This window comes from Sphingomonas sp. RS2018, assembly GCF_054489605.1.
This window is the reverse complement of sequence record NZ_JBTMWL010000004.1, coordinates 210,069-229,468: the sequence shown is the minus strand read 5'-3', so window position 1 is coordinate 229,468 and position 19,400 is coordinate 210,069. Positions and strand designations below refer to the sequence as shown.

Sequence of the window (19,400 nt, the reverse complement as noted above, 5' to 3'; positions counted from 1 at the left end):
CTATGCGCACATGGCATACGCGTCAAGGATGTCTTACAACCTAGGTTTCCGTCGCACCGTAAAGCGATACTCTGTCGTTGATCGGAACGGCCGATCCGGCGTCACGATCGTGGTCGGAAAGTCCGGGCGATTGGGGCTGTCGGGCAGATGCTGCGTCTCCAGCGCGACGCCGGCATAGGCGGGATAGGCGACGCCTTCGCTGCCAGTCTCGCTGCCGTCGAAGCCGTTGCCGGAATTGAACTGCAGCGCCGGTTCGGTGCTGGCGATCGTCAGCCGCCGTCCGCTGGCCGGATCATCGAGGATAGCGACGGGCTCCGGACGACGGGCTGGGCGGTTTCGCACGACATAGCTGTGGTCGAAGCCGCTGGACGGGGCGAGCAGAGGATGGCGGCGCGCGGCGTCCGGAGCGATTGTGTGAGCGGTGCGGAAGTCGAGCGGGGTGCCGACGACCGAGGGCAGACGCCCGGTCGGAATCTTGCGGTCGTCGGTTTCGGCATAGCGATCCGCCGGCACCGTCAGGCGATGTGCGGCGATCGTGCCGTTACCGGCGCCAGCGAGGTTCAGGAACATGTGGTTGGTCGGGTTGAACGGTGTCGGCGCGGTCGTGGTCGCGCGGTATTCGAGCCGGAGGATGTTTGCCGCCCGCATCAGGCGATAGGTCACCTGCACCGTTAGTCGCCCCGGAAAGCCCTGGTCGCCGTCCGGACTGACGAGCGTGAAGGTCGTGGCCAAAGATCGCGCGTCGCGCGACGTGGCGACGCGCCACACGCGCTTGTCGTAACCGTCGCTGCCGCCGTGCAGGGTCACGCCGTTGCGGCCGGGTTCCAGTCGATGAAGAATGCCGCCGAGCCGGAACGCGGCGCCGTCGATGCGGCCCGCATACCGCCCGACGATTCCGCCCCAGCGTCGCGCGCTGCGTTCATAGGCGGGCATTTCGGGCAGGCTGAGGACGACGTTGCGCGATCGGCCGTGACGGTCGGGCACTGCGAGCTCGGTCACCGTAGCGCCGTAGGATATCAGACCGACCCGCATGCCGCGGTCGTTGGTCATCGTGATGCGCGATGCCGGCTGCCCTTTCGCCGTCGTCCCGAAATTGGCGACCGCGATGTCGGCTGCGTGCGCCGGCAACGTGATCATCAGCAGGGGTAGCGCAGCCCGGATCACACGCCGTCCATCCACAGGGTCGGCTGGCGCAGCGGCACGTTGCGGATGACTTCGCGCACTGCCGGGAGCGGCGGAAGCGAAGCCCAGAGCCGACGATAGTCGGGTCGCTCAAGTGCCTGGGCGCCGAAGAGCAGACTGACGTGCCGGATCGGCCATTCGTCGAAATATTCGACATCGCGGGCGTAGGGCCAGGTCCGCTTGTCGCGAATGAATGGCACCATGAACGCCAGCGCCTTGGCGAGCGAGCGACCGTCGGGCGTTGCGAACCGCCACAGGTCGTCACCCGGCGTCGAGGCGATCTGTGCCAGCGCCGCCAGCGCATCGAGATTGAACAGCGCGTAGCCGTATGGCTTGGTCCGCGCGAGTTCGAGCGGTTGCGATCCGTCGACGGCGATCTGGTCGGGGATCAGCCGTGTTCGAAAGCGATCCGCGCACAACGCGATCACGGCGAGGTTACCGGTCAGCCGCGCGAACTCTGCGGCCTGCAGCGCCCAGCAGGTACCGTGGTTGTTGCGCTCGTCGCGCTCCTCCACGCCGTTCTTCGACGTCATCAACCAGCCGAGATAGGCGCCGAACCAATCGCGGATTTGTCGGCCGTGGGCGAGCCGAAAGCGACCGCGGCGGGCACCGTCGAGGACCGCGACGGCACGTGCGACCTCGACCAGATGCAGCGTGTCGATCACGCCGATGCCGCGGCCGGTGTTCACCCCGATGATCGCCTGGGCATATTGCAGATTCGGTGTCATCGACGTGACGGGATCGACGAACCACGCATCGAGGAAGCGTTCGGCGTGGCGTGCATAGCGGGTGTCGCCGGTGGCTTTCCACGCCGCGGTCAGCGCCGGAACCGCCAGGCTCAGTTCGATCATCGCATCACGATGCTTGTCGAACTTGTCGGGGTTCGAAAGGCCGTCGCGACGGATATACGGTCCACGTGGGTCGGCGGGATCAGGCCACCAGTAATCGGCCTCGGAATAATAATCCCTCGGCCCACCCGGACTGCGCGGCGCGATGGCCGATGTCGTCGTGCGCGGGGCGAGCGAGAGATAGGTGTTCGCCTGCGCGATCAGCCGTCGCCGGTCGTCCCGCCCGATGTCGACCGCGGCGGACGGCACCGCCCAAAGCGCAGCGCCGCCGGCCAGAGCCATACGCCGGGTGATGCTCATCGGTAGCGCAGCTCCCAGCCGATCGTGAACGGCGCCGAAACTCTGGTCGCGCCGGCCGAGCACACCAGCTTCGTCGTCATCGCGCCGGTCGACGCATGATATTCGACATCGGGCGCTGCGGGCGTCGCTACGCACTGCGGCAGGCCGGTGGTGGTGAAGCTGCGCACCGCACCCTCGCCGAACCGGGTCGCGCGCCCTTGCGTGACGGGCTTTCCCGAGAAGGTGCCAAACGCCAGCGTCATACTCGCCACGTCGATGGGCGCGGTAGGGGTGAAGATGTCGGTTCGGCGGATCATGCCGGGCGAGAAGTCGTACCGCGTCGCGACGCTGAAGCGCGTGTCCGGCACCGGCGCCTTCTCGCCCATGCGATCGACCTCGCTCTGGCGATAGGTGACGATCGTTCGCGCGCCCTTCGTCTCGACTTTCGCATCGCGGAAATAAGCGAGCGGCATGAGAACCGTCCCATCCGCCAGCGCGATCCGTGGCACCATCAAAGGGGCGCCGCCGTCCGCAACGCCCTCCAGCATGCCGGGGGAGAAGGGGATCGGGAAATAGGGATTGTGATCGTGCTGGGAATCGCCGCCGTTGATGATCGGCAAGCTGACGACCCGCCCGCGATCCCGCAAGGTGACGAGCAGCCGATCATACTTGCCCTTGGCGAACCACGTCACCGTGCGCGTCGGCCGTGCGGCGGCGAACTTCGCGAACGCCGCCGTTGGCATCCGGTCGCGATAGCCCAGCGCGTTCCACGCGGCGTTCGTGTAATTGTATTGATGGGTGAGCGAAAGGTTCTCGCCCAGAATGCGGAACTTGCCACGATAGGCGTCGGTGCGGCGACCATCGTCCCACAGATTGACCGAGCCAGTGCGTGGATCGGTCCAGAATTCGACGTAATGCTGCGCGGCGCTGGATGAATAGGCATAGGCCAGGTCCATCTCGTCCCGGTTGAGCAAGCCGGTCGCGGCGGCGGCGGTCAGCACCTCGACCATCGAGGTTTCGCCATACGGGCCGATACTGCGGCCATATTCGAAGCCGTGACCCGACAGGTTGACCCGCTGCAGCATCACGTCGGCCGACTTGCGCAGCCAGCCGAGTACTTCGGCGGGTGGCTTCTCGCCGGTCTGGACGAAGCGCTGCGCGATCTCGCCGGCCAGCAGCACGCTGTAACGGTCGAAGCGACCGGCGCCATCGGTCTCGTCCGCGAACCCGTATTGGCCCGAATATTCGCGGTAATGCTTCACCATCGCGGCGTAGAGCCTGTCACTGCCTTCGCGCGGCTCCCAGCCCAATTGGGTGCGCAGCCGTGCGATCGCGAAGGCGACACAATAATAGTTGTTGGGGTGGTCGATCAGTTCGTAGCTGCCGGTGTCGACGAAGCTTCGCCAGTCCAGCCGGACCCGGAGCTTCGCCAGCGTCAGCCGGTCGATCGCCGCATCGAGCCGCCCTTGCTTCTTCAACTGGTCGATCGCCGAGATGTAGTAATAGATGCCCCAGCTATCGTTGGGATCGTCGACGGTCATCTTGGCGATCTTGCGGAAGCTGGCGAGATAGCCGGGCAGTCGCGGGTCGCCGTCGGGGATGTCGCCCAGGAAATCGGCGAGCCCGATCGCGATCTTGCCGGGCAGGAACTTGTCGCTGCCGTTGAAGACCGGAACGCCGTCGATCTTATAGTCCCGCCCGTCTCTGGCCAGGCCGATCAGCAGCTGCTCGGTCTGCGGCTGGATGTGCTGCGTCACCACCTGGTTCATCGGCATCGTGCCGCCCACGAACGGCCGGCGCTCCTGCGCGGCGGCGACCGGTGCGGCAGCCAGTCCGGCCAGCAGCATGCAGAGGGCGGGCAGGGCGGGGCGGGCGATCATGGTGTCGATCCTTTCGGCGATGATGGCCGGCGATAACGCAGAAGCATCCCGTCGCGCGGTTCGGATACGGCATAGCCTGCTGTGCCCCAGACGGACGCCGCACGGGTCAGCAGCGCGTCGAGCTCGCCAGCGGGCCAGTTGAGCTCCTTGTACGGCCACCGATCCTGCCGGCCGCGATAGGCGGCAAGATAGTCGGTCGCCTTGCGCAGGCCACGACCCTTGTCGTCGCTGTAGGACCAAAGGTCGTAGCCCAGGCACGTGCCCAGCGCCGCGACGTCGTAGGCCGGGCCCAGTGCGTAAAGCGAATAGTGGAAGCTGCGGGTGCGGGCGAGTTCGGCGGGCAAGGCGCCGGTCGGAGCGAACTGTGCGGCGATGCGGGTCTTCGGAAATGCAGTGACGGTGCGGGTCGCCACGTCGGGACGGCGCGCGAACAACGCGAACTGCGTCATCTGCGCGTCGTACCAGATGCCGTGGTTGTTGCGCGCGGCCTGCTCTTCCTTGCCGTTCGGGCTTTTCAGCATCCAGTCGACGTATCGGGCGAACCACGTCTCCAGTCCGCTCGTCTCGGCTGCGGTCAGTGCCCCCGCGGGCGCGATGAGGCCGGCGGCGTCGATGACGGTCATGAACCCGCTGGTGTCGAGCACGCCTTCGGCGCGGCCGTTCTCGCGCCCAGGAACCGCCTGCGCATAGGTCATGTTCGGGTTCATCGCGGTCGCGGGATCGAGGAACCATGTCCGGATAAGCTGCGCCGCCTTCGCCGCATAGCGGGGATCGTCGCTGTAGTAATAGGCGAGCGCCAGCGTTTCGCTGTCGCCGACCATGCGGCCAAGAGCGGTCCGGTCGAACGCCCTGGTATCGCGACGCGGATTCACTTCCCCGTCGCGGCGGATGTAGGGCGCCTTCGGGTCGGCGGGGTCGGGCCACCAATACGGTGCCAGGCTGAGATAGTCGTGGCGATCGTCGGACAGCGGGATGGTGGTCTTGTCCATCACCGATCCGGGTTTGCGCGCCAGCGCCGCATCAGCGCGCCGGATGAGGTCGGCATAGGCATTGCGGACGGCGGGATCGCTGTCGCGCACCGCCTTGATCGCGATCAGATCGGCCGGGTCGAGCAGGAACGTCCGCCGGCCGCCGAATGCGGCGGCGTGGCCCTCCACGCCCTGACAGGTCGCCGGTTTCGAAAGCTTCGGTACCGAAAAGTCCGCCGCCGCGAGGCTGGTGCTCGCGACGGCGGTGGCGGCGAGGATCGGGAAGGAGGTGATCCTGCCAAGTCGCATCACAGGCGGACCCGGAAGCCGAAGAAATACTGCGTCCCGCTGTTCGAGACCTCGGCGATGCTGTCGTACCCGCCCTTGTAGAAGATGTCCTTGGTGCCGGTGACGTTCAGCGCCTGCGCCTTCAGCTGCACCTGTTTGGTGACGTTGTACTGCGCGGACAGGTTCAGATAGCTGCCGGGTCGCACGCTGCGGTTGGTGCCGCCGTTCGGCTTGTAGTAGTCTGACCGGTAGCGATAGTTGGCACGCAGCGAGAGCCCCCACTTCTCATAATAGACCGATCCGCTGGCGGTGAATTTCGACAGTCCGATCAGGTTCTCTGGCGACAGATATGGTGCGAGCGGCGAGGTGTCGGGGAACTGGAAGTCGGCGAACGCACGGTTGGCCGATCCGTTGATACCGAAGCCGTCGAACGGTGCCGGCAGCCAGGTGAAGGCGTGGCTGAACGTCGCCTCGACGCCGTAGAGATGGCGGGTGTCGAGATCGTTGGCGGGGCCGACCGGGTTGATCGTGAAGGTCCGCGTGTCGCGCGGCGCGCCTGCAGCGGTCGTTGTGGTGGTGACGGTGATGTCGGTCGGGCGCGGTTCGGACCGGCCGACGACCGCGCCGTCGATCCATTTGTAATAGGCGGCGAGCGCCAGGATCGTGTCCTTCGACGCGTAGAATTCCAGGCTCGCGTCGGCATTCCACGCGCGCAGCGGCTTCAGGTCCGGATTGCCGGTGGTGGCATTGAAGATGATGTTGTTGGTGCCGGTGCCGGTCGAGGGATTGAGGTTGATGCCCGCGCCGAAGCTTTCGATGCCCGACCGGGCGATCGCGCGATAGCCGGCCAGACGGAGCTTCAAACGATCGTTCAGTTCGAACGCGACGTTGGTGCTGGGTAGCAGATACTGCGAACGCCCCTTCGCGGTCTGCTGGGTCAGCGTACCGGTTGGATCGACCGCGACGGTATAGGTGTCGGCACCCGGATCGATCGTGATGATATAGGCTTGGCGGAATCCGGTCGAGGACACGTCGGTGCGGACGTAGCGCAGGCCGATGTTGCCGCTGAACGGCAGCGATCCTTCGGATCGGAAACTGGCCATGCCGTAGGCGGAATAGATCCGCTCGGTGACGTCGATGTCGCTCGGATCGCGGCCGTCGGTCGGGTAGGGCAGGGCGTCGTCGCTGCCGGTGAAGGTGCGGAACAGGCAGTCGTTGTCGAACGTCGCCCACCGCGTCAGATTGGTGCCCTGGCCCGCCATGTACGACTGCGTCGTGAACGGCGCTCGGCAGTTCTGATTGGCGGCGGTGATGAGCTGTGCCGGCGTCTGACCGTTGATCGCGACCAACGTGTTCAGATCGTTGTTTCGGGCATTGTCGTTGGTACGGTGGTGGTCGGACACGCGCACGCCGAACTTCAGGTTGGTCAGGAACCCATCGAAGTTGCGCGCGACATCGAAGCGGCCCGCGACGATCTCGTCCTTACGATCGGTGACGAAGCGGTTGCGCGCATAGACCGCATTGGCCGCGGTCGCGAGGAAGCTGGCGGGGTTGGTCACGTCGAAATTGTCGAAGGTGACGTTCGGCACGACGAAATCATCGAGATAGGTCAGCGTGTAGCCGACCCGCGTCGTGGAGCGCATCCGCGTCTGCTTCTGCGTCTCGGTCCGATGCGCCTTCGAATACGAAGCGTCGGCGCTGACCGCCCAGTCGCCGGGCGTCCAATTCACGCTCAGACCGCCGCCGATGTAATCCTCGGTGCGGTTGCGGCGCTCGAGCTGGTCCTCGATGTTCGAATTGCCGCGATAGCTGATGAGCGCGCCGGTGCTGTAGCCGTTGGTGCCGTTGCCGACGACCAGCGGCTGGATACCGCGCAAGCCTTCCGTGATCTGCAGGACGTTGCGCTTTTCCAGGCTGGCGCGGTTGGAATATTGCCCATCCACCGAGATATCGAGATCGGGATGCGGCCGCCATTGCAGCGCGCCGATCACGGCATCGCGAACCTCGGACGTTTGCTGGGTACGGAAGCTGCGCGAACTGTTGGCGTAATAGACGTCGCCGCGCGTCTCACCGACCGTCACCGCCGCCGCGCCGGTGGCGGGAGCCGCGGTGCGCGGTGCCGTTGCCACGGTGCAGTTCACGCCGCTGCCCGCCGCGATCAGCTGCGCCTGTTGCTGCGCCGCCGTGCCGGTGCCGAGCACGAGGCCAGGGTTGAGTGCCGAGGTGTTGCACGGCTGGAACGTCGCGTTGGCGTTGTAGTAATCCTCCGGCGCCGTCGTGTCTTGGCGCTGGTAGCCGATGCTAATACCGATATCGCCGATGCCGGTCCTGAACTTGTCGGTATAGGAAATGTTGGCGCGATAGCCGAGGCCATCCTCCTGATAGACGTCGTCGGCCTTGGGCTGGAAATCGCCCCGGATCTCGAATTGGATGCGACGCTTGCCATAGTCGAGCGGCTTCAGTGACCGCAGCTCGATGATGCCGCCGACGCCGCCTTCGATGAAGTCGGCCTGCTGCGACTTGTAGACCAGCACACCATTGACCAGCTCGGAGGGGAACTGCTGGAACGCGACCGAGCGGTCGCCGCCCGCGGTGGATACTTCACGGCCGTTGAAGGTGGAGAAGCTGAGCGTCGGGCCGAGGCCGCGGACAGACAGTTCGTTGGCGTTGCCCTTGAACCGGTCGGCCGAGACGCCGGCGATCCGCTCCAGCGTGTCGCCGACCGAATTGTCCGGGGTCGCGCCGATCTCGTCGCTGACCAAGCCGTCGACGATGACGGACGAATTGCGCTTCAGCTCGATCGACGTTCGCTGGGTCGCGCGTGCGCCGGTGACGACGATGTCGCCGCTCGATGCCGCGTCGGCGGCCTGTGCGGCCTGGGCGATGGGATCGGATGGTTCGACCTGCGTCGGATCCTGCGGCGACCCTTCCGGCTTCACCGGATTGGACGGCACGCTGGGCGAAGCGGTGCTGGCGCCGACCGGCGTCTGCTGGGCGTGGGACGGCAGCGCGAGCATCAGCCCGGCGGTGGATGCCAACAGAGATGTCTTGAACGTCGCGCGCATGATCGCCCTCCCGATTTGTCGACCTGCCGGCTCGGCGGGTCGGACCCGGCTGATACCGGTGTCACAAAAGGTGTCTTACAACTCTGTTTCAGCCTGTCAATAGGTAGCTAAGTAATTCTGGAGCGGCGCTCTTCCGCCGAGCGTCAGGCGGTGCGACCGACGTTCAGGGACAAGGCACATCCTTCGCCGGGAGCAGGGCGACGGAGGACAATGTCAGCTGCGCCGCTCCCGTCGTCGACAGCGCGAACGGCACCGTGATCCGCGTCGGATCGATGCCCTTCAGGCACGCAAGTGACAGATGGATCGTCTGCCACCCTTTGCCGGCGATGGCAGACAGCGGCCGGGTGACGTCGACACGTGCAGAACAACCCGGCCCGCATGCCATTTCGACGAATGCCGCGGCAGCGGGTGCGCGCGTCACGCGGACCGCCAGCTCCAGCGCGAGTGGTCCGGCGGCGGCGAGGTTCACCGGGCGCGGGTTGGCGATCCGGAACGTGCCACGCGACCGGCCACTCCACGTCAGCTCGCGGGCATCCTCCTGCGCGTCGCGGTCGACCGGGCGGATGGCCAGTGCTTGATTGTCGGCTGCGCCGGAAATGGTCTGCGGGCTGTCGTTGGCGCCGTCGATCTGCAGCAACCGCGCGCCCACTGCGCGCCCGCGTGTGAAGATCGGGCCGGTGGGACGATCGTCGGGCGCGATGCCGGGGTCTTCGCCGAGCGGACGGGCGGGCGAGCGATCCCGCAGGGTCAGCCCATAACCATAGGGATAGAGTGGGCGATAGCCGACGTCGCCGACGTTCAGCGGCTGACCGCGCGCGTCGTTCGGCCAGGAAAAGGACAGCTTGCCGCGGAAGTCCGTCTTGCCGAACAGCACGTCGGCAACGCCGCCCCCCTCCGATCCCGGGAGCCAGGCCGCGACGAAGGCGTCGGACGCGTTGATGTGGCGATTGACCCACAAGGGGCGTCCCGACAGGAATACCGACACCGTCGGCACCCCTGCCGCTTTCAGGCGCCCGAGCAGGGCCAGGGTGCCACGGGCGTCGTCGAACATCAGGTCGGCGCGGTCGCCCTGGAATTCGGCATAGGGGTCTTCGCCGAACACGACGATCGCGACATCGGGCTTCGAGGTGTATCGCCCCTCGACCGACAGCTCGGCGGTGCCGCCGCCCGCCGTCACCGCGTCGCGCACGCCGGCGAAGATCGACGTCGCACCGGGGAAGTGTTCGGGCCGGGTGCCCGTTCCCTGCCACGTCAGCGTCCAGCCGCCCGACTGCTTGGCCACGTCGTCGGCGCCGTCGCCCGCCACCAGGATGCGGGCGCCCGGCTTGAGCGGCAACACGCCGTTGTTCTTGAGCAGGACCAGCGACTCGCGCACCGCCTGGCGCGCCACCGCGCGGTGATCGGCCGCGCCGAGGAGGTCGTAGCGTCCGGCCAGCGGGCGCGACGACGGCGGCCCGGCCTCGAACATCCCTGCGCGCAGTTTTACGCGCAGGATGCGACGCACCGCATCGTCGAGCCGCGCCATCGGCAGCGTGCCCGATCGCGCCGCGGCCAGCGTCGATGCATAGATGCCCTTCCAGCTGCCCGGTGCCATATACAGGTCGAGCCCCGCCGCCATGGCCGCCGGGCAGTCGGTCGGCGTACAGCCGGTGACCTTGGCATGCCCGTCCCAATCGCCGACGACCACGCCGTCGAAGCCCCAGCGCTGCTTGAGAACGCCGGTGAGCAAGCTGCGGTTGCCGTGCATCTTCGCGCCGTTCCAGCCGGAGAAGCTGGCCATCACGCTCTGCACCCCGGCGTTCAGTGCGGCGACATAGCCGGGTACATGCAGCCGGATCAGCTCGGCCTCGGTCACCTGGGTGTCGCCGCGATCGCGGCCGCCGGTCGTACCGCCGTCGCCGACGAAATGCTTGGCGGTGGCGACGACATGCGCGCCCTTCAGCCAGTCGTCCGCGCCGCGCTTCCCCTGCAGTCCCTCGACCAGCGCGGTCGCATAGTCGCGGACGATGCGCGGATCCTCCGAGAAGCTTTCGTACGTCCGCCCCCAGCGATCGTCGCGCGCCACTGCGATCGTCGGTGCGAACGTCCAGTCGAGCCCGGTCACGCGCAGTTCGATCGCGGTGATCTCTCCGATCCGCTTCATCAGCGCCGGATCGCGCGCTGCGCCCAGCCCGATATTGTGGGGGAATAGCGTCGCACCGACGATATTGTTGTGGCCGTGGACCGCGTCCGATCCCCACATCACCGGGATGCGTGGCAGCCGCCCGTTGGGCCGCATCGATGCTGCGTAATAGGCATCGGCTGCACTGACCCAGGCCGATGCCGGGCCGAATTCGTCACCGCCGGGCGACGAGCTGCCGCCGTTCAGCACGGACCCCAGATGGTAGCGCGCGACATCCTCGGGCGTCGTGCTGCCGATGTCGCCCTGCACGGTCTGGCCGACCTTCTGCTCCAGCGACATCGCGGCGAGCAGCGTATCGATTCGTGTCTCAAGGGCGGCATCGCGTGCCGAGGCCGCTACCGCCGGCCACCGGGCGGGATCGGCGACCTGGGCGCCGGCTGCACCGGACGTCGGCAGCATCGCGACCGCGCAAAGCAGGGCTGGGCGTTTCATGGAAATCCTCTCCGAAGCGGTCGGCCGCCCTGTCAGACCAGCATGTTCACCGACGGAGTTGTATGTCAACTGATCCATGACAAGGTTGTAAGTCAACCAGCCTGTCCATCACCGGATGTCTTCGGCCTATCGTCCGTCGACAGCCCGCGCGCGTTTCAAGGCAATGCGTTGCGGCTTTTCACCAGCACGAACACAGTCTGTTTGATACGATGATGGCGGCATGCTTTACGGAGCGCGGAGGTATCATGAGCGCAACCAAAGCGGCGTCCCTGGCGAATGATCTCGTCGAGCGCTTCGAAGCGGAAATCTACGCTGGAAACATGCCGCCGGGGTCACGTTTCCCCACGGAAAAGTCGATCACGGCGGACTTTGGCGTCAGCCGGCCGGTGGTCCGCGAAGCCTTCGCCCGGCTGGCGGCCCGCGGGCTGCTGGAATCGCGTCGGGGATCGGGCGCCTATGTTCCTGACGATGCCCGTTACCGCGCATTTCAGGTCACGCGGGCCGAAGTGACCGAAATCGACGACGTGCTGCGCCTATTGGAGATGCGGATTGGATTCGAAGTGGAGATGGCAGACCTTGCCGCCCGCCGCCGCACGGAAGAGAATCTAGCCGAGATGCGCGAAAGTCTCGCGGCGATGGATGCGAGTTGCGACGTCGATAGCTCGGTCACCGCCGATACCGCTTTCCATGCCGCAATCGCTCGGGCGACCTGCAACGATTATTATATTCGGTTTACCGACTTCCTGGGCGTTCGAATGATACCGTCCAGGCGGTTGTATCTCCAGGATAACAGCCCGGCCATGCATCAGCGATACTCTCGAATGATTAATAGCGATCATCAGAGTATCTATTCCGCGATCGAGGCTGGGGACGTCGTTCGTGCTCGTCGAGCGGCGCGGAGGCATATGGTCAAATCAATTGAAAGATATGACAAGATCAGATTCAAGATGCTCGAATGAAATGAGGGGTCGGTCGAGCCGTATGCACTTGTCGGCCACACCTTACTGCAAGGTCAGCGGGTCACCAACAGCTGTCTTGCCTCGAAATCGGCACGCGCGGTTTCCGGAACAGGCAAGCCTGAGCGGCAGCGATCACTGTGCGTGATCCCGCCCGCTCCGGCGGCCGCGGATATGGCGGGACGACAAGGCGGCGATGTCGTTGACGCCCGCGAGCGTCAGGGTGCGCTCGAACTCCTCGCGCAGCAGCGTCAGCAGGCGATCGACGCCCGGCTCCCCGCCCGCTGCCAGGCCATACAGGTAGGCCCGCCCGATCGAACAGGCGGTCGCCCCCAGCGCGAGCGCCTTCACCACGTCCGAGCCACGCCGGATGCCGCCGTCGCAGATCACATCCGGTGCGTCGCCGACAGCGTCGCGCACCGCCGCGATCTGGTCGACCGGGGCGGGGGCGCCGTCGAGCTGGCGACCGCCATGGTTGGAGATCATGACGCCGGTTGCGCCCGATGCGATCGAGCGGCGCGCGTCCTCCGGCGTCATTACGCCCTTGATCGCGAGCGGACCATTCCATTCGCGTGCCAGCCATTCGACGTCGCGCCAGCCGACCGAACGATCGAACTGGCCACCGATATAGTCGAACAGACTCATCGGGCCCGATGCCAGCGCATCGATCTTGTGACTGACGTTCGCGAGATCGAACTTGGACCCGGTCAATGCAGGCAGCGACCAGGCGGGGTGCAGGGCGAAGCTGAGCATGGACCGGAGCGTCAGCTTCGGGGGCAGCGACAGGCCACTGACCCGGTCGCGTTCGCGGTTTCCCGCGACCGGCGTGTCGACCGTCAGCGCAAGCCCGTGGAAGCCCGCCTCCCGACAGCGCGCCACGAACTCTGCGGTCAGGCCGCGATCCTTGAAGATGTAGATCTGGAAGACCTTCGGTCCGGCAAACGCTTGCGCCAGATCCTCCAGCCGCGTCGTGCCCATCGTCGACAGGCTGTAGAGGAGCCCGTGCCGTGCCGCTGCGCGAGCCACGGCGAGTTCGGCATGCCCATGGAACATCCGGGTGAGGCCGGTGGGCGACAGCATCAGCGGCCAGCGCGACGGTTGGCCGAAGATCCTGGTCTCTATTCGGATGTCGGACACGTCGTTCAGGACGTCGGGGACCAGCTCATAATCCGTGAACGCGGCGACATTCCGACGCAGCGACACCTCGTCGTCGGCACCACCCTCGATATAGTCGAAGATCGGCTGCGGCAGCCGGCGACGCGCCATCAGGCGCAGGTCGGCGACATTATTGGCTCGTTGAAGGCGCGTCGTGCGTCGCGGCATAGTGTCGCCTTAGTTCGAACCGCCGCGGGTGGCGACCGGTCATGTGTTGCCAGCGTAACTTAGGGATCGCCCGGCATCTCGGGGGCGACAAGCTTGCGCACATCCAGAATCCGTCGTCTGGAACTGGATTATCGCGATGACCGACGCGGCACGCTGCAAATCCTGACGCGTCGTGCTAAAATCGCAATATGCTCAAGTTACGAACCAAGCGCCGGCTGGGGCAGTCCGATCGCGCGCGTGAACGCCTGGACGCCATAGAGGCCGCAGTGGCTGCGCTGGGCGACGAGGACCTTCTCGACCTCGCCGACATCTTCGCGCAGGGCGATCCAACGCCGTTACGCGAAATAGCGGGAGCCGAGATGCGTCGACGCGATCTCAGCCTGTGAACCGATATCCTTCGCGCTTCCGACGCCTCGATGGCGCGCTCGCCGACTTGCCCGTCGAGGAGCCGATGTTGCTCACCGAGCTCGACGGGTTTCTCACCGGACTGATTATCTGCCCCGAACCGATTCCGCCGGATGAATGGATGAGGGTTGTGTGGGGAGCGGAAACCGACGGCATTCCGCCCTTCGACGATCCGCAGGATGTACAATGGTTCGCCAACGCGGTGGCGGCGCGACGTGACGAGATCGCGCGCGATCTCGCCCGCGGCAGGCTTCAACCGATCCTCGATCTCGACGAGCGCAATGGCGAGATCCTCTGGGAATATTGGGTGGACGGCTTGGCGGAAGCGACCGGGTTGCGTCCGGAAGCCTGGCAGGCGCTGGCCGACGATCCACGGATGGCGGCCCCATGGTCGCGACTGGCGACGTTGATCGCCGTCGCCCGTAACGAGAGCGATCTCGACAGCATGGAGGTCAACGCGCTGGAGGATCGGGCTGTGACCGAGCTGACGCAAGCCGTCCAGCTTCTCCATGCCGCACAGGCGCGGGCGACCGACGCGACGCCGATCGTCGCTGCTACGGCGACGAAGTCGAAAGTTGGTCGCAACGATCCATGCCCCTGCGGTTCGGGTATGAAATACAAGCGCTGTTGCAGCTGATCGGCGCACGGGAATAGCCGACGTCCGACGACCGCTACGCGGGATCAGCAGCGGTAGCGCACTTCCAGAAAATCCAGTTCCCGAACGAGCTTCCTTGCGGTTTCGCTGCCGATCTCGCGTGCCCGTACCACGTCGAAAATCGCATTTCGCTCGGCTCTCAATGCGGCCAGTCGAAGCTCTCGCTCGATTCCGTCGAGTTGTCGAGCCGCACCTGCATTGTCGTTGATCTGGGACCGGCTTTCGATGCGTTCGCGATACAGGTCCATGATGCGCGTACCGACGGCGGCATACACGTCCGCGTCGTTGCGCCCCTCGGCCAAGTCATGCTGGGTGCGCTCGATAGCCCGGATCGCGGCTTCGGCCGCGGCGATGCGCGCGTAATTTTCCTCGGCCTGCTTCGACGGTTCGGCCGGCATCGTCAGACCTCGCAACAGCAACGGCAGTCCGACGCTCGCCATAATCAGCGACACGATGATGACACCCGCCGCCAGGAAGATTGCCAGATCGCGCGCCGGAAATGCCGTGCCGTCGTTCAACGCCAGCGGGATCGTCAGGACGCCGGCCAATGTGATCGCGCCGCGCACCCCCGCGAACGACATGGCCGCGACCAGCCGCCAATCCGGACTGCGGAATGGAAGTTCCTCGCGCTTGCGCAGCAGGGTCAGACGCAGCGACACCCATACCCAGGCAAAACGCAACGCGGCGAGTGCAGCCATGATCGCCAGCACGTACACGCCGAGCCACCATGGGTTGCTGTGGTTGGTCAGCAGCACGGTCTGTTTGGAAGCGGCGAGGATCGCAGGAAGCTGCTCGCCGAGCAGCACGAAGATGATCCCGTTCAGCGCGAACTGTATTGTATCCCAGACCGAGTTGCGCCGCATCCGCGTGGCCGCGAGCGCCTGGCGCGAAATCTCGGCGAAGCTCATCGTAACACCCGCGGCAACGGCGGCAAGGATGCCGGAGCAGTGCAGATGTTCGGCCAGGATGTAGGCTCCGAACGGGATCAGGAGGCTGATCAGCACCTGAGCCCCGGTATCCTCACCAAAGCGCGCTGAAATCCACGCCTTGGTGCGCGTCACGAAGAGCGTGACGGCAACGCCGACGGCGATGCCGCCACCCGCCAGCCACAGGAAGGTGAGGCCGGCTTGCGTCGCGGAAAAGGAGCCGGTCAGCGCCGCAGCGATGGCAAAGCGCAGGCAGACCAGCCCCGACGCATCGTTGAGCAGCGACTCGCCTTCCAGGATGTGCATCATGCGTCTGGGGATCGGCACACGCGCCGCGATCGCCGACACTGCGATCGGGTCGGTCGGCGAAACCACCGCAGCAAGCGCGAAGCACACCGCCAGTGGCATCGCCGGGATCAGCCAGTCGATGAAGAAGCCGAGGCCGATCACCGTCAGCAGCACGAGGCCGAGCGCCAGTTCGACCACGGTCGACACGTCCTTCAGCAACTCGTCCTTGGGAATACGCCAGCCATCGAGAAAGAGCAGCGGTGGCAGGAACAGCAGCAGGAACAGCTCCGGATCGAGCTCGACCCGCAATCCTGCGGCTAGGCCGATCACGCCGCCGAGTGCGATCTGCACCAGCGGCGTGGGGATCGCGATCGGCAGCATGCGACTGATCGCGCCGCTGACCACCACGGCGAGCAACAGGATCAGTACGACCGAGACGCTTTCCACTCTTCAACTCCGCGCGCCGCTCACCGGGCGATGGCGGCGGCGAAAGCCGCCTTAAAGCGCCGCGCGTTCACTTGACAGCGCTGTCTGTCGGGGAGCTTTCGCCCTCATATTGCAAACCAACCTGTCCTACCAAACAAACCAATTACAAGCATATTGGTATATGATACGGTTGACACCAGTTCGCACTACCTCCAACATCATCCGAAATAGCAGGTGGGAGGGATTGCAGGATGGGAAGACGATCGATCGTCGAGTGCCGACATGTAACGCGTCACGCCTTGCATGTGACCACGTTGCTGACGGCCGTGTCGCTCGCCAGCATGGCCCACGCGCAGGTCGCGCCGGCGACTGCGGAGCAGCAACCCGCACAGCCAGACGAGCAAACTCAGGATATCGTTGTCACCGGAATCCGCAGCTCGCTGGCCAGCGCGCTGAACGAGAAGCGGACGTCCGACAATCTGGTCGAAATCATCCAGGCCGAGGACATCGGCAAGCTGCCGGATCAGAATCTGGCCGAGGTGCTGGAGAACGTCACCGGCGTCCAGATCACGCGCCAGGCCGGTGTCGGCAATGCGGTGCAGATCCGCGGCACCGACGCCAATCGGACCGAGATCAACGGCGTCTCGACGGTCGGCTCGGGCGCCGGCCGGTCGGGCATCAGCTTCGAGGATCTGCCGGCGGCGCTGATCGCATCGGTCGAGGTGACCAAGGTGCCGACCGCGCAGACGATCGAAGGATCGGTCGGCGGCACCATCAATCTCCGCACGATCCGGCCGCTCGACCTCAAGCGCCCGCTGATTGCCGCGCGTGCGCAGGTCGAGAACAGCGATCTGTCGAAATCCACCTTGCCCCGCCTGTCGGCGACGCTCGGCAACAATTGGAGCACGGGGATCGGCGAGGTTGGCGTCGTCGTCAGCGGCAGCTACGCCCGGCTGGACGTCGCCAATTTCGCGCCGCGCGTCGATCGCGACGCTGTGGTTCTGCCCGGCTCCAGCCTGAGCGCGCAGTCGTTTCCGTTCCTGCGCATCCAGTTCCTGCAGCAGGGTTTGGATAACTATGAGTACGAGACGTATAACGGCACCGCGGCGCTGGAGTGGAAGCCGAGCGACCGGCTGAAATTCTATTTCGACGCGACGATCAACAACCAGCAGCGATCGCAGGAAAGCCACCGCATCCAGGTATCGGGGACGGCGACGCCGTCCGTTGTCGATGCGATGAAGAACACCGCATTCGAGACGGTCGATTTCGGGACGCTGGACGGTCCGCGCGGGCCGATCGATCTGGGGTCGGTGCAGGCCGCGGTCGCCGGCACGATCGGGATCGGCGGCTCGACCGGGACCGTGGTCGATCCCAACCTGCGCATGTCGAGCGACACCGGCGCGCGCGTGACAAAGAGCCGCGTGTTCGATCTGGGCGGGACGTGGGAGCCGACCGATCGGCTGAAACTGCGCGCCGAGGCATCGCTGTCCACGTCGAAGTCGCGATTCCCCAATTTCTCGACGACGCTCGACTTCATCAATCCGAAGGGGCCGCAACCCGTCATCGGGCGCAGCATCGACAATGGCGTCCCGCTGGAGTTCGATCTGCGGAACGGTACGCTGCAATTCGGGATCGACCAGGCGAGCGCCTTCGCCCCGACGACGGCGCAGCTGCTGGACCCAGCCAACTACAAGCTGCAGCAGGTCGCGCAGGGCGCGAATTCGACGAACAACCAGGAGCGCGCCGCCCGCATCGACCTGTCCTACGATTCATCGCGGCTGGTGTCGTTCGTCACGTCGATCGACGCGGGCTATCGCTGGAACCGGACGTCGGCGGTCAACAGCGAGTTCGCGAACAACGTCAGCTACACAAACACCACCACCGCGTTCAACCGGCCGTCGGGCAATCTGTTCGCCGACGTGCTGATCCCGGGGCCGAGCAACTTCAACAGCGCCGACGACCGGCGACTGTATTTCCCCGACTTCCTGCTGATCGACGGCGGGCTGTCGTTCCGTGATCCCGCCGCGGTCCTGGCATCGCTCAACACGGCGATCGCGGCGAGCAATGCGGCGCGGACGGTCGGCCCGGCCATCCCATCGCTCGTAACGCCGACGGAATCCTTCGCCGGGTTCTTCAGCATTCGCGAGACGACCAATGCGGCCTATGTGCAGGCCAATCTTTCTGCCGATATCGGTCAGGTGTCGTTGCGCGGTAATGCGGGCGTGCGCTGGCTCAAGACGCGGTTGTCGTCGGTGGGCAACAACATCGCCAACGGCGCGGTTACGGGACAGACGGTCGCGAACAGCTCGTACGATTTCTGGCTCCCCCGCTTCAATCTCGTCATCGAGCCGGTCGAGAAGGTGCTGGTGCGCGCCGGCATCGCGCGGGACATCCGCCGGCCCAACTTCGACACGCTGTCGACATCCTTCTCCTTCAGCACAGGCGCAAATACGCCCGTCGCGGTCGGCAATCCCGATCTCGTCCCCGAGGCGGTCTGGTCCTACGATCTGTCGGGCGAATATTATTTCGCGCCGTCCAGCCTCATCAGCCTGGGCGTGTTCCACAAGAGCCGGACGAACCTGTTCGCCGCGCGCCAGCAGGATCCGGCACCCAATCTGGACGCCGCGGGCAATCTGAACATCGACATCACGCCGCCCTGCGAATCCGGCGGCATCTACAACCCGATCGCCAATCGCAACGTCAACAATCCGGTGCAAGGTGTTGGGATTTGCGTTCCGATCAGTTCGACGTTCAACGTGCCGGGCACGACGACGCAGACCGGCATCGAGGTCGCGTTCCAGCACAACCTGTCGGCTTGGGAGGACACGCTGGGCTTTGCGTCCGGATTCGGCTTCATCGGCAACTTCACCTTCCAGAAGACCGGCGGATCGGCACGCGAGTATCGTGCGGCGGACGGGCCGCGGACGGTGTTCACGCTGCTCGGCAAGCCCAATTCGCAGGATCTCATCACGCTGACGAACCTGTCCAAATATTCGTACAACACGACGCTGTTCTACGACAAATACGGCCTCAACGCGCGGCTGCGCTACACTTGGCGGTCGAGCTATGTGTCGAACGATCCGTTCTTCTTCGGCCTGCCGCGCATCAACGGCGCCCGGGGGCAGCTGAACGCCAGCATCAACTACGATGTTACCGATGCGATCAATATCGGCGTCGAGGGGATCAACCTGCTGCGCGGCGACCAGAACCAATATTGCGTGAACGACAAGGCGCTGCTGTGCTTCCAGGGGCTGACCGACCGTCGCCTGACCGCGGGCGTGAGCGTGAAGTTTTGAC

At 65.4% G+C, this 19,400-nt stretch carries 12 protein-coding genes; 4 read left to right on the top strand and 8 right to left on the bottom strand.

All coding sequences use genetic code 11. The features are described from left to right. Positions 1-33: 33 nt before the first annotated feature. The 6 genes from ACX40P_RS13350 to ACX40P_RS13325 all read right to left on the bottom strand — a co-directional run bounded on the left by ACX40P_RS13350 (position 34) and on the right by ACX40P_RS13325 (position 11,124). Positions 34-1,137: an aldose epimerase family protein gene (locus ACX40P_RS13350; protein ID WP_459126849.1), complete on the bottom strand. Its 1,104-nt coding sequence runs from the start codon at positions 1,135-1,137 to the stop codon at positions 34-36. Between the two features lie 23 nt (positions 1,138-1,160). Further along, positions 1,161-2,330, bottom strand: a complete 1,170-nt coding sequence (locus tag ACX40P_RS13345) for an alginate lyase family protein (protein WP_459126848.1) — start codon at positions 2,328-2,330, stop codon at positions 1,161-1,163. Continuing rightward, positions 2,327-4,189 (bottom strand): hypothetical protein, encoded by a 1,863-nt coding sequence (locus ACX40P_RS13340; protein WP_459126847.1) that lies wholly within the window; start codon positions 4,187-4,189, stop codon positions 2,327-2,329. The genes ACX40P_RS13345 and ACX40P_RS13340 overlap by 4 nt, the downstream gene beginning before the upstream one ends. Continuing rightward, positions 4,186-5,466 carry an alginate lyase family protein gene (locus ACX40P_RS13335; RefSeq protein ID WP_459126846.1) on the bottom strand — a complete coding sequence of 427 codons (1,281 nt, stop codon included), beginning with the start codon at positions 5,464-5,466 and terminating at the stop codon, positions 4,186-4,188. Before ACX40P_RS13335 ends, ACX40P_RS13340 begins: the two co-directional genes overlap by 4 nt. Then, a complete protein-coding gene (locus tag ACX40P_RS13330; protein ID WP_459126845.1) occupies positions 5,466-8,510 on the bottom strand; it encodes a TonB-dependent receptor in 3,045 nt (1,014 codons plus the stop codon). The genes ACX40P_RS13335 and ACX40P_RS13330 overlap by 1 nt, the downstream gene beginning before the upstream one ends. A gap of 163 nt (positions 8,511-8,673) precedes the next feature. Beyond that, positions 8,674-11,124, bottom strand: a complete 2,451-nt coding sequence (locus ACX40P_RS13325) for a glycoside hydrolase family 3 protein (protein WP_459126844.1) — start codon at positions 11,122-11,124, stop codon at positions 8,674-8,676. A gap of 245 nt (positions 11,125-11,369) precedes the next feature. Between ACX40P_RS13325 and ACX40P_RS13320 the strand changes: the two genes are divergently transcribed. Further along, on the top strand, positions 11,370-12,083 hold the full coding sequence (locus ACX40P_RS13320; protein WP_459126843.1) for a FadR/GntR family transcriptional regulator: 714 nt from the start codon (positions 11,370-11,372) through the stop codon (positions 12,081-12,083). Between the two features lie 132 nt (positions 12,084-12,215). Here ACX40P_RS13320 and ACX40P_RS13315 read toward each other — a convergent pair whose 3' ends face one another. Beyond that, positions 12,216-13,403, bottom strand: a complete 1,188-nt coding sequence (locus ACX40P_RS13315; RefSeq protein ID WP_459126842.1) for an alpha-hydroxy acid oxidase — start codon at positions 13,401-13,403, stop codon at positions 12,216-12,218. 188 nt (positions 13,404-13,591) lie between these two features. On the opposite strand from ACX40P_RS13315, the gene ACX40P_RS13310 reads away from it, so the two are divergent. Then, entirely contained in the window at positions 13,592-13,789 is a 198-nt protein-coding gene (locus ACX40P_RS13310) for a hypothetical protein (protein WP_459126841.1), read from the top strand. Beyond that, positions 13,786-14,445 carry a UPF0149 family protein gene (locus ACX40P_RS13305; protein ID WP_459126840.1) on the top strand — a complete coding sequence of 220 codons (660 nt, stop codon included), beginning with the start codon at positions 13,786-13,788 and terminating at the stop codon, positions 14,443-14,445. The genes ACX40P_RS13310 and ACX40P_RS13305 overlap by 4 nt, the downstream gene beginning before the upstream one ends. A gap of 44 nt (positions 14,446-14,489) precedes the next feature. Here the strand turns inward: ACX40P_RS13305 and ACX40P_RS13300 are convergent, their stop codons facing one another. Beyond that, positions 14,490-16,124 carry a Na+/H+ antiporter gene (locus ACX40P_RS13300; protein WP_459126839.1) on the bottom strand — a complete coding sequence of 545 codons (1,635 nt, stop codon included), beginning with the start codon at positions 16,122-16,124 and terminating at the stop codon, positions 14,490-14,492. 284 nt (positions 16,125-16,408) lie between these two features. Here ACX40P_RS13300 and ACX40P_RS13295 point away from each other — a divergent pair, with 284 nt between their 5' ends. Further along, entirely contained in the window at positions 16,409-19,399 is a 2,991-nt protein-coding gene (locus ACX40P_RS13295) for a TonB-dependent receptor (protein ID WP_459126838.1), read from the top strand. The last annotated feature ends 1 nt before the right edge of the window (position 19,400 follow it).